General features: G+C 66.7%; 6 protein-coding genes. All 6 read right to left on the bottom strand.

Going from position 1 to position 12,610, the window contains the following annotated elements; genetic code table 11:
- Nucleotides 1-23 precede the first annotated feature (23 nt).
- Nucleotides 24-494: a 30S ribosomal protein S7 gene (rpsG, locus tag ACFQUV_RS22945; protein ID WP_111383561.1), complete on the bottom strand. Its 471-nt coding sequence runs from the start codon at nt 492-494 to the stop codon at nt 24-26.
- A 107-nt stretch (nt 495-601) separates the two neighbouring features.
- Nucleotides 602-973, bottom strand: coding sequence for a 30S ribosomal protein S12 (rpsL, locus tag ACFQUV_RS22950; protein WP_008385443.1), 372 nt, complete (start codon nt 971-973; stop codon nt 602-604).
- A gap of 472 nt (nt 974-1,445) precedes the next feature.
- Nucleotides 1,446-3,083 (bottom strand): alpha-amylase family glycosyl hydrolase, encoded by a 1,638-nt coding sequence (locus ACFQUV_RS22955; RefSeq protein WP_129609058.1) that lies wholly within the window; start codon nt 3,081-3,083, stop codon nt 1,446-1,448.
- A gap of 388 nt (nt 3,084-3,471) precedes the next feature.
- Nucleotides 3,472-7,671, bottom strand: a complete 4,200-nt coding sequence (rpoC, locus tag ACFQUV_RS22960) for a DNA-directed RNA polymerase subunit beta' (RefSeq protein WP_129609057.1) — start codon at nt 7,669-7,671, stop codon at nt 3,472-3,474.
- A 156-nt stretch (nt 7,672-7,827) separates the two neighbouring features.
- Nucleotides 7,828-11,949, bottom strand: coding sequence for a DNA-directed RNA polymerase subunit beta (rpoB, locus tag ACFQUV_RS22965; RefSeq protein ID WP_129609056.1), 4,122 nt, complete (start codon nt 11,947-11,949; stop codon nt 7,828-7,830).
- A gap of 257 nt (nt 11,950-12,206) precedes the next feature.
- Nucleotides 12,207-12,581 carry a 50S ribosomal protein L7/L12 gene (rplL, locus tag ACFQUV_RS22970; RefSeq protein WP_111383564.1) on the bottom strand — a complete coding sequence of 125 codons (375 nt, stop codon included), beginning with the start codon at nt 12,579-12,581 and terminating at the stop codon, nt 12,207-12,209.
- Between the last annotated feature and the right edge of the window lie 29 nt (nt 12,582-12,610).

Consider the following 12,610-nt stretch of genomic DNA (forward strand, 5'->3'; position numbering starts at 1 on the left):
GATGTTCCTGGGTCTCGCCCGCGTCACCAGCGGTAGTGCGAAAAGGCGCGGTTCGCTTCCGCCATGCGGTGCGTATCCTCGCGCTTCTTCACGGCATTGCCGCGGTTGTTGGAGGCGTCGAGCAGCTCGGCCGAGAGCCGCTCGGTCATGGTCTTCTCGTTGCGGTCGCGGGCCGCGGAGATCAGCCAGCGGATGCCGAGCGCCTGGCGGCGATCGGTGCGAACCTCGACCGGCACCTGATAGGTGGCGCCGCCGACGCGCCGCGAGCGGACCTCGATGGCCGGCATCACGTTGTCCAGCGCCTGCTGGAACACCGACAGCGGGTTGGTCTTGGTCTTGCCTTCGATGATGTCGAAGGCGCCATAGACGATCGCCTCCGCGGCCGACTTCTTGCCGGCGTACATGATCGAGTTCATGAACTTGGTGACGACCACGTTCCCGAACTTGGGGTCCGGAAGGATTTCACGCTTGTCGGCACGGTGGCGGCGGGACATGCTCTTCTTTCCTTCGTCATGGCCGGGCTCGTCCGGCCATCCACGTCAGAATTCCTCGGTTCGAATTCCTCAGGGCTCGCCCGAGGAGGACCTTCGCTGGGCTCAGGTCACTTCGGCCGCTTGGCGCCGTACTTCGAGCGGCGCTGCTTGCGGTTCTTGACGCCCTGGGTATCCAGCACGCCACGCAGGATGTGGTAACGCACGCCCGGCAGGTCCTTCACGCGGCCGCCGCGGATCATCACGACCGAGTGCTCCTGCAAGTTGTGGCCCTCGCCCGGGATGTAACCGATCACCTCGAAGCCGTTGGTGAGGCGAACCTTGGCGACCTTGCGGAGCGCCGAGTTCGGCTTTTTCGGCGTCGTCGTGTAGACGCGCGTGCAGACGCCGCGCTTCTGCGGGCTCTGTTGCAGGGCCGGAACCTTCTTGCGCGCCCGCTGCGGGACCCGCGGATTACGGATCAGCTGATTGATCGTCGGCATCGCTCGCCTTCAGTCTCCCTGCGGGTTTCCCCTGCGGGCTTTCCCAACCTGTGCGGGACATCCCGCTCCGGCGGTTCGCCCCGTTCAACGCCCCTGCCCGTGTCCGGACCGGAGCGCCTGCGGGCTCGCCCGCGCTCGCCGACGCGGCACACGAGCACGCTCACGCGCGCAAACGCACCGCGCGCCATCCCTCGCGGAGATGGCGCTTCCGTCGACAGAGGAGCACGTGACGTCGCCGTCCCGCGCTCGTGTACATCCAACCTGACAGTCGTGTGTCAGAGGCAGCGTTTGAGCATCAATCGTCGAGGCTTGGGTGCCCTGCCGCCCGCCGGACCAAAGAGTTCCGGACGAGCGTGACTGCAAGACATGCCGTTCCGAACAGCGAAGCTCACCGCCTGCCGAAAAGTGGGCGGGTTTTAGCGGCCGTACCGCGGGAAGTCAAGCACCATCGGCCGCGCGCAACGGCGGATCGTCATGCCTCGCCGTGGGTTTCGGCCGGGTCGAGGCCGACGACCGCACCTTCGTGGCTGCGAAGGTAGAGCTCGCCGGTGACGGCCTCGCCGTCGCGGTCGCCCAGCGAGGAGACCAGCACGCGCCCCTCCGCCGCGTCGCCGCGTAGCGACACGGTCACCGGCTCCGGACCGAGATTGAGGGCCACCAGGACCCGCTCCCGACCGTGCCGGCGCACATAGACGAGCAGGTCGCCGCTCGCCGCCATCGGTTCGTAGCTGCCCCGCGTGAGCGCCGTGTGACGCCGCCGAGCGGCGATCAGGCGACGATAGAGATTGAGCAGGGAGCCCGGATCACCCCGCTGATTCGTCACGTTTTCCCGGCCGCTATCGGGCCCCGGCGGCAGCCACGGCTCGGCCGTCGAGAAGCCCGCCGCAGCGCCGCTGTCCCACTGCATGGGGGTGCGGCAGCCGTCGCGGCCGACGCCGATTCCCGGCACGTTCTTCTCGAACGGGTCGCGCACCCGATCGGGCGGAATCGCCACGTCGGCCATGCCGATCTCCTCGCCGTAATAGATCGTCGGCGTCCCGCGCAGGGTGAGCAGCAGCATCGCCGCCACCCGAAGCTGGTCGCGACCGACGCGACTCGCCACCCGGGGCCGGTCGTGATTCCCGAGCACCCAGTTGGGCCAGCCGCCCGGCGGCAGCGCCGCCTCGTACTCATCGACGAGCTGGGCGATTCGCCGGGCGTGCCAGGGGGCATTCAGCAGCGCGAAGTTGAACGGCAGATGGGCGCCCGACAGGTCGGCGCCGTAATAGGTGACGAGCCGCTCGATCGGCAGATAGATCTCGCCGATCAGGACCCGCTCCTCGAACTCCTCAACCACCCGACGCATCTCGGCGATCACCTCGTGCACCTCGGGCCGGTCGGCCGTGTAGATCGGCACCAGCGATTCGTTGGGGGGCCGGCCGGGCCGCCAATCGGGATTGGACGGGTTGTCGCGGAACTGGTCGTCCTTGATCAGATGCCAGATGACATCGACCCGGAAGCCGTCCACCCCGCGCCGCAGCCAGAACCGCATGACGTCGTAGATGGCGGCGCGCACCTCGGGGTTGCGCCAGTTGAGGTCGGGCTGGGCATCCAGGAAGGCGTGGTAGTAGTACTGGCCCGTCGCCGGGTCGAACGCCCAGGCGCTGCCGCCGAACTCCGACAGCCAATTATTGGGCGGCCCGCCATCCGGCGCCGGATCGCGCCAGATGTACCAGTCGCGCTTGGGATTGTTCCGGGACGCGCGGCTCTCCTCGAACCAGGGATGGCGGTCCGAGGTGTGATTCGGCACCAGGTCGAGCAGCACCTTGATGCCATGCCGGTGCGCCGCGTCGAGCAGCGCGTCGAAATCCGCCAGCGTGCCGAACACCGGATCGATGTCGGTGTAGTCGGAGATGTCGTAGCCGAAGTCCGCCATCGGCGACGGATAGATCGGCGACAGCCACAGGGCATCCACCCCGAGCTCCACCAGGTGGGGCAGCCGCCGCATGAGCCCGGGAAGATCACCGATGCCGTCGCCGTCCGTGTCCTGGAACGAGCGCGGATAGACTTGGTAGAGCACGGCGGACTGCCACCAGGGCGCGGTGCGATCGGCGACGCGCGCGGGTTTCATCTGCTGTTCGGCGAGAGCCCCCATGGGTACGCCCTTTCGTCTCTGGATCTGGTGACGACAGATCGCCCCGGCGGATGATCTGCCGGTAGACGAACGCACTGGAGCCCATGCGGTTCGCCCGTGATGCCGCATTGCGGCATTGCCCCAGTCGCCGCCCTATCCTCTTCTCGTCACGCGACCCGCATGCCCGCCCGTGCGGGGGCGCGACCGCGCCTGCGGCCCGACGATGCCGCGAACCTATGGGGCACACAACTTTCGGGATCGGCTGACGACCGAAACACGACCGAAACGCGAGCGGGCCACCCGTCGCCGGGCGGCCCGTCGCTTTCGTCGTCATCCATCGCGGCTGCAGTCGCGGCCGCGATGGTGCAGCCCGGACGCGCGCCGGCTACTCGGCCGCCGGCAGGGCGGCCGGCTGCTCCGCGGCCTTCTCGGCCCGCTCCTTCTCACGCTCCTCGAGGATGAGGGTGTCGCGCTTGGTGGCGACCTCGCGCAGGACGTTCATGGTGGCGCCGGTGCCGGCCGGGATGAGGCGGCCGACGATGACGTTCTCCTTGAGCCCGTCGAGCGTGTCGATCTTGCCGGCGACCGCCGCCTCGGTGAGCACGCGCGTGGTCTCCTGGAACGACGCCGCCGAGATGAACGAGCGGGTCTGCAACGAGGCCTTGGTGATGCCGAGCAGGACCGGATGCGCCTTCGCCTCCTTCTTGCCCTCCTCGCGCGCCCGCGCATTGACCTCGTCGAACTCGACCCAGTCGATCTGCTCGCCCTGGATGAGGTCGGTCTCGCCCGAGTCGTCCACCTCGACCTTCTGCAACATCTGGCGAACGATCACCTCGATGTGCTTGTCGTTGATGCTCACGCCCTGGAGCCGATAGACCTCCTGGATCTCGTTGACCAGATAGGCGGCCAGCTCCTCGACGCCCTTGACGGCGAGGATATCGTGCGGGGCCGGGTTGCCCTCGACGATGTAGTCGCCCTTCTCGATCAGGTCGCCGTCCTGGAGATGGACGTGCTTGCCCTTCGGGATCAGGTACTCGCGGGCCTCCTCGTCCTTGTCGTTCGGCTCGATGGTGAGGCGACGCTTGTTCTTGTAGTCGCGCCCGAAGCGCACCGTGCCGGAGACCTCGGCGATGACCGCCGCCTCCTTGGGCCGCCGCGCCTCGAACAGCTCCGCCACCCGCGGCAGACCGCCGGTGATGTCGCGGGTCTTGGCGCTCTCGGTCGGCATGCGGGCGATGGCGTCACCCGCCTGCACCCGGCTGCCCGGATCGACCGAGAGAATGGCGTCGACGGCGAGCTGATAGCGCGCGTCGCCGCCACGGGCGAGCTTGAGGATCTTGCCGTCGTCGCCCTTGATGACGATGGCGGGACGCAGGTCGGCACCGCGGCCGGCCCCCTGGGCGCGCCAGTCGATGACGACGCGCTTGGCGATGCCGGTCGACTCGTCGAGCGTCTCCGACATCGACTGGCCTTCGACCAGGTCCTCGAAGTCGACCACGCCGTCCACCTCGGTGAGAATCGGACGGGTGTACGGGTCCCACTCGGCGATGCGCTGGCCGCGCTTGATCTTGTCGCCCTCGTCGACCTTCATGCGCGAGCCGAACTGAATGCGGTGCACGGCCCGCTCGGTGCCGTCCTGATCGACGACGATCACCGCCATGTTGCGCACCATGGCGATCAGCTCGCCATCGGAGTTCCGCATGATGTTGCGGTTCTTGATCCGGATGGTGCCCTCGAAGTTCGACTCGACGAAGGACTGCTCCGAGATCTGTGCCGCGCCACCGATGTGGAAGGTGCGCATGGTGAGCTGGGTGCCCGGCTCGCCGATCGACTGCGCCGCGATGACGCCGACCGCCTCGCCCATGTTGACCGGCGTGCCGCGGGCGAGATCGCGCCCGTAGCAGGCCCCGCACACGCCCGCGGTGCTCTCGCAGGTGAGCACGGAGCGGATCTTCAGCTCCTGCACGCCGGCGGTCACGATGGCGTCGACGTCACGCTCGTCGAGGAGCGTGTTGCGCGGCACGATCAGCTCGTTGGTGGACGGATCGCGCACGTCCTCGGCGACGGTGCGGCCGAGAATGCGGCTGCCCAGCGACGCGACCACCTGGCCGGAGTCGATGATGGCCCGCACCTTGATGCCGCCGAGCGTGCCGCAGTCGTCGGACGTGATGATGCAGTCCTGCGCCACGTCGACGAGACGGCGGGTCAGGTAGCCCGAGTTGGCGGTCTTCAGCGCGGTGTCGGCGAGGCCCTTGCGGGCGCCGTGGGTGGAGTTGAAGTACTCCAGAACCGACAGCCCCTCCTTGAAGTTGGAGATGATCGGGCTCTCGATGATCTCGCCCGACGGCTTCGCCATCAGGCCGCGCATGCCGGCGAGCTGACGCATCTGGGCCGGCGAGCCGCGGGCGCCCGAGTGCGCCATCATGTAGATCGAGTTGATCGGCACCTCGCGGCCGGTGGCCTCCTGCTTCCGCACCGCCGAGATCTCGCGCATCATCTCGTCGGCGATCTGCTCGGTGCACTTCGACCAGGCGTCGACCACCTTGTTGTACTTCTCGCCCTGGGTGATCAGGCCTTCGAGGAACTGCTGCTCGAACTCCTTGGCGAGCGTGCGGGTCTGCTCGACGATCTTCCACTTCGAGCTCGGCACCACCATGTCGTCCTTGCCGAACGAGATGCCGGCCTTGAAGGCGTGGTGGAAGCCGAGCGCCATGATGCGATCGCAGAAGATCACCGTCTCCTTCTGACCGCAGTGGCGGTAGACGGTGTCGATCATGTTGGAGATCTCGCGCTTGGTCATCAGCTTGTTGACGACCTCGAACGAGATCTTGCGGTGCTTGGGCAGCACCTGGCCGAGAATGATGCGGCCCGGCGTGGTGTCGACGACACGACGGACGAAGTCGCCGTTCTCGTCGATGCCCTCCCAGCGATACTTGATCTTGGAGTGCAGCGTGACGACGCGCTGGCCGAGCGCATGCTCGATCTCGGCCAGGTTGCCGAACACCTTGCCCTGCCCCGGCTCGTTCTCGCGGGTGAGCGAGAGATAGTAGAGCCCGAGCACGATGTCCTGCGACGGCACGATGATGGGCGAGCCGTTGGCCGGGTGCAGGATGTTGTTGGTCGACATCATCAGCACGCGCGCCTCGAGCTGCGACTCGAGCGACAGCGGCACGTGAACCGCCATCTGGTCGCCGTCGAAGTCGGCGTTGAAGGCCGCGCACACCAGCGGATGGAGCTGGATCGCCTTGCCCTCGATCAGCACCGGCTCGAACGCCTGGATGCCGAGGCGGTGCAGCGTCGGGGCGCGGTTCAGCAGCACCGGATGCTCGCGGATGACCTCGTCCAGGATGTCCCAGACCTCCGGCTTCTCCTTCTCCACGAGCTTCTTGGCCTGCTTCACCGTGGTCGACAGGCCCTTGGCGTCGAGCCGCGAGTAGATGAACGGCTTGAACAGCTCCAGCGCCATCTTCTTGGGCAGGCCGCACTGGTGCAGCTTGAGCTCCGGACCGACGACGATCACCGAGCGGCCCGAATAGTCGACGCGCTTGCCGAGCAGGTTCTGGCGGAACCGGCCCTGCTTGCCCTTGAGCATGTCGGCGAGCGACTTGAGCGGCCGTTTGTTGGCGCCGGTGATGACGCGGCCGCGCCGGCCGTTGTCGAACAGCGCGTCCACCGCCTCTTGCAGCATCCGCTTCTCGTTGCGGATGATGATGTCGGGCGCGCGCAGCTCGATCAGCCGCTTGAGGCGGTTGTTACGGTTGATGACGCGGCGATAGAGATCGTTGAGGTCCGAGGTCGCGAAGCGGCCGCCGTCGAGCGGCACCAGCGGACGCAGGTCCGGCGGGATCACCGGCACGACGGTGAGGATCATCCACTCCGGCTTGTTGCCGGACTGGACGAACGCCTCGATCAGCTTGAGCCGCTTCGCCAGCTTCTTCGGCTTGAGGTCGGAGGTGGACTCGGCGATCTCCTTGCGCAGATCCGTCGCGAGCTTCTCCAGGTCCATCGCCTTGAGCATCTCGCGGATCGCCTCGGCGCCGATCATCGCCGTGAAGCTGTCCGCCCCGTACTCGTCCTGGGCGCGCAGGAAGTCCTCTTCCGACAGGAGCTGCCGGTGCTGGAGCGGCGTCAGGCCGGGCTCGATGACGACGTAGTACTCGAAGTACAGGATGCGCTCGAGGTCCTTCAGCGTCATGTCGAGCAGCAGACCGATGCGGCTCGGCAGCGACTTCAGGAACCAGATGTGCGCCACCGGCGCGGCGAGCTCGATGTGGCCCATCCGCTCGCGCCGCACCCGCGACAGCGTCACCTCGACGCCGCACTTTTCGCAGATGATGCCCTTGTACTTCATGCGCTTGTACTTGCCGCACAAGCACTCGTAGTCCTTGATCGGACCGAAGATGCGGGCGCAGAACAGGCCGTCGCGCTCCGGCTTGAAGGTCCGGTAGTTGATCGTCTCCGGCTTCTTGATCTCGCCGTACGACCACGACAGAATCTTTTCCGGGCTCGCGATCGAGATGCGGATCTGGTCGAACACCTGGGCCGGCACCTGCGGCCCGAAAAGATTCATGACCTCTTGATTCATTGCTGTCTCCACACTTGGTGGGTTCGACCGCCGAGGGTTCCGCAGCCGTGTCGATCGAAAAATCCGCCCTCGACCCGTCGCGCGAGGGCGCGATCCCGTCCACGGCCCGTCGGCCGCGGCGGGAGGGCCGGGACATGCCCGGCCCGCATGGTCGCGCTACTCGGCCGCCTCCGCCGCGTCACCCGAGCCGCGCGCGCTCTTGGAGTTGTAGAGGTCGACGTTGAGGCCGAGCGACCGCATCTCCTTGACCAGCACGTTGAACGACTCCGGAATGCCGGCCTCGAAGGTGTCGTCGCCGCGGACGATCGACTCGTACGCCTTGGTGCGGCCGGCGACGTCGTCGGACTTCACGGTCAGCATCTCTTGCAGCGTGTAGGCGGCGCCGTACGCTTCGAGCGCCCACACCTCCATTTCGCCGAAGCGCTGGCCGCCGAACTGCGCCTTGCCGCCCAGCGGCTGCTGGGTGACGAGCGAGTACGGACCGATCGAGCGGGCGTGGATCTTGTCGTCGACGAGATGGTGGAGCTTCAGCATGTAGATGTAGCCCACCGTCACCTTGCGATCGAACTCCTCGCCGGTGCGCCCGTCGTACAGGTTGACCTGGCCCGAGCCGTCGAGCCCGGCGAGGTTCAGCATGGCCTCGATGTCGTGCTCCTTGGCGCCGTCGAACACCGGGGTGGCGATCGGGACGCCCTTGCGCAGATTGGTTCCGAGCTCGACCAGCTCGGGCTCGCCGAGCGACCGGATGGTCTCGTCCGCGCCATAGACCTTGTCGAGGGTCTCCTTCAGCGGCTTCAGCTCGCTGCGCTCGTAATAGGCGTCGACCGCCTGCCCGATGCGCTTGCCGAGGCCGGCGCAGGCCCAACCCAGATGGGTCTCGAGGATCTGTCCGACATTCATGCGGCTCGGCACGCCGAGCGGGTTGAGCACGATGTCGACCGGCTGGCCGTCGGCCAGGAACGGCATGTCCTCGGACGGCACGATCTTCGACACCACGCCCTTGTTGCCGTGGCGTCCGGCCATCTTGTCGCCGGGCTGGATCTTGCGCTTCACCGCGACGAAGACCTTGACCATCTTCATCACGCCGGGCGGCAGCTCGTCGCCACGCTGGAGCTTCTCGACCTTGTCGAGGAAGCGCTGCTCGAGACCCTTCTTGCTCTCCTCGTACGACTTCCGGATCGCCTCGATCTCCGACATCAGCCGGTCGTCGGCGACCGCGAACAGCCACCACTGCGAGCGCGGATACTCGTCGAGGCCGGCGCGGGTGATCTTGGTCTCCCGCTTGAACCCCTTCGGGCCGGCCACCGCGGTCTTGCCGTCCAGCATCTCGGCCAGGCGGCCGTAGACGTTGCGGTCGAGGATCGCCTGCTCGTCGTCGCGGTCCTTGGCGAGACGCTCGATCTCCTCGCGCTCGATGGCGAGCGCACGCTCGTCCTTCTCGACGCCGTGGCGGTTGAACACCCGCACCTCGACGACGGTGCCCTGCACGCCGGGCGGCACCCGCAGCGAGGTGTCGCGCACGTCCGACGCCTTCTCGCCGAAGATGGCGCGCAGCAGCTTCTCTTCCGGCGTCATCGGGCTCTCGCCCTTCGGGGTGATCTTGCCGACCAGGATGTCGCCGGCATGCACCTCGGCGCCGATATAGACGATGCCCGCCTCGTCGAGATTCTTGAGCGCCTCTTCCGACACGTTCGGGATGTCGCGGGTGATCTCCTCCGGCCCCAGCTTGGTGTCGCGGGCCATCACCTCGAACTCCTCGATGTGGATCGAGGTGAACACGTCATCCTTCACGATCCGCTCGGAGAGCAGGATCGAGTCTTCGAAGTTGTAGCCGTTCCACGGCATGAACGCGACGAGCACGTTGCGGCCGAGCGCCAGCTCGCCGAGATCGGTCGAGGGACCGTCGGCGATGATGTCGCCCTTCTTCACCGCGTCGCCCACCTTCACCAGCGGACGCTGGTTGATGCAGGTGTTCTGGTTCGAGCGCTGGAACTTCTGGAGCCGGTAGATGTCGACGCCCGACTTGGTGGGGTCGAGATCTTCGGTGGCGCGCACCACGATACGGGTGGCGTCGACCTGGTCGATGACGCCGGTGCGGCGCGCCGCGATGGCGGCCCCCGAGTCACGGGCGACCACGCCCTCCATGCCGGTGCCGACGAACGGCGCCTCGGCCCGCACCAGCGGCACCGCCTGCCGCTGCATGTTGGAGCCCATCAGGGCGCGGTTGGCGTCGTCGTTCTCCAGGAACGGGATCAGCGCCGCGGCGACCGAGACGAGCTGCTTCGGCGACACGTCCATGTAGTCGACGCGGTCGGGCGAGATCATCAGCACGTCGCCGGCGTGGCGGCAGACGATCAGGTCCTCGGTGAACTTGCCGTTGCTGTCGACCGGCTGGTTTGCCTGGGCGACGTAGTAGCGCCCCTCCTCCATGGCCGAGAGATAGATCACCTCGTCGGTGACCCGCCCCTCCTTGACGCGCCGATAGGGCGTCTCGACGAAACCGTACTTGTTCACCCGCGCATAGGTGGCGAGCGAGTTGATCAGGCCGATGTTCGGACCTTCCGGCGTCTCGATCGGGCAGATGCGGCCGTAGTGGGTCGGGTGCACGTCGCGCACCTCGAAGCCGGCGCGCTCGCGCGTCAGGCCGCCCGGGCCGAGCGCCGACAGGCGGCGCTTGTGGGTGATCTCGCTGAGCGGGTTGGTCTGGTCCATGAACTGCGAGAGCTGCGACGAGCCGAAGAACTCGCGCACCGCCGCCGCCGCCGGCTTGGCGTTGATCAGGTCCTGCGGCATCACGGTGCCGATGTCGACCGAGCTCATCCGCTCCTTGATGGCGCGCTCCATGCGCAGGAGACCGATGCGGTACTGGTTCTCCATCAGCTCGCCGACCGAGCGCACGCGCCGATTGCCGAGATGGTCGATGTCGTCGATGGCGCCCTTGCCGTCGCGCAGATCCACCAGCGTGCGGATGACGCCGATGATATCGTCCTTGCGCAGCACCCGGATGGTGTCCGGGCACTGGAGATCGAGGCGCATGTTCATCTTGACGCGGCCGACCGCCGACAAGTCGTAGCGCTCGGCATCGAAGAACAGCGACTGGAACATCGCGCTCGCCGTGTCGATGGTCGGCGGCTCGCCCGGGCGCATCACGCGGTAGATGTCGAACAGGGCGTCCTCGCGCCGCATGTTCTTGTCGACGCTGAGGGTGTTGCGGATGTAGGCACCGATGTTGACGTGGTCGATGTCGAGGACCGGCACCTCCTTGTAGCCGACGTCGGCCAGGAGCTTCAGGGTCTTCTCGGTGATCTCCTCGCCGGCCTCGACATAGATCTCGCCGGTGGCGGCGTTGACGAGGTCCTCGGCGATGTAGTTGCCGATCAGCTCGTCGTCGGTCATCCGCAGCGCCTTCAGCCCCTTCTCCTGGAGCAGGCGCGCCTGACGCACCGTGATCTTCTTGCCGGCTTCCACCACCACCTTGCCGGTGTCGGCATCGACGAGGTCGTTGATCGCCTTGTAGCCCTTCAGGCGGTTGGCGTCGAAGGGCACGCGCCAGCCATCCTTGGTGCGCTTGTAGAGGATCTGGTTGTAGAAGGTGTTGAGGATCTCCTCGCCGTCCATCCCGAGCGCATAGAGCAGCGACGTCACCGGAATCTTCCGGCGCCGGTCGATACGGGCGTAGACGATGTCCTTGGCGTCGAACTCGATGTCGAGCCAGGAGCCGCGATACGGAATGATGCGGGCCGCGAACAGGAGCTTGCCCGACGAGTGGGTCTTGCCCTTGTCGTGATCGAAGAACACGCCCGGCGAGCGGTGCATCTGCGAGACGATGACGCGCTCGGTGCCGTTGACGATGAAGGTGCCGTTGTTGGTCATGAGCGGGATGTCGCCCATGTAGACATCCTGCTCCTTGATGTCCTTGACCGACTTGGCTCCGGTCTCCTCGTCGACGTCGAACACGATGAGGCGCAGCGTCACCTTGAGGGGTGCCGCATAGGTCATGCCGCGCTGGCGGCACTCGTCGACGTCGTACTTCGGCGGCTCGAACTCGTAGCGAACGAATTCGAGCTGGGCCGTGTTGGAGAAGTCGGAGATCGGGAACACCGACTTGAAAACCGCTTGCAGGCCCTCGTCGGGGCGGCCGCCTCGCGGCTCCTGGATGAGCAGAAACTGGTCGTAGGAGGCCTTCTGAACCTCGATGAGGTTCGGCATCTCCGCGACTTCCTGGATTTTGCCGAAGAACTTGCGAACCCGCTTACGACCCGTGAACGTCTCTGCCATCGTGGCCTCTCGCTTCCTCCGCCGGCCGACATGGCGGCGGGGGGCTTCCGGGGGCCCTGGAGGGCGCTGCCTGGAAGCGGCATCGCGGCGAACCTTTCGCATGCTCGCCGCCCGAACCGGGCGGTCCGGGAGGTCCCGGACCGCCTGATCGACCGCGCGGGCGGGTGCACCCACCTCGCACGGTCGATTCCGTCACCGCGCCGGTGACGCTGTCGATTCCGCAATATAGGAACGGAATCGCTTGACAAAGCTCACGATTACTTGAGTTCGACCTTGGCGCCGACCTTCTCGAGGGTCGCCTTGATCTTCTCGGCCTCGTCCTTGTTGACGCCTTCCTTGACGGCCTTCGGGGCGCCCTCGACCAGATCCTTGGCCTCCTTGAGGCCGAGCCCGGTGAGCGCGCGCACCTCCTTGATGACCTCGATCTTCTTGTCGCCGGCGGCGGCCAGGATCACGTTGAACTCGGTCTTCTCCTCGGCCGGCGCCGCGGCCGCGGCACCCGGAGCAGCGGCGACCGCGACGGCCGCAGCCGCCGACACGCCCCACTTCTCCTCGAGCAGCTTGGCCAGCTCGGCCGCCTCGAGCACCGTGAGGCTCGACAGGTCGTCAACGATCTTTTGCAGATCAGCCATTGAAGTCAGTCCTTCTCGATTTCGACTTG

This window comes from Rhodoplanes sp. P11, assembly GCF_964266735.1.
GTDB lineage: Bacteria > Pseudomonadota > Alphaproteobacteria > Rhizobiales > Xanthobacteraceae > Rhodoplanes > Rhodoplanes serenus.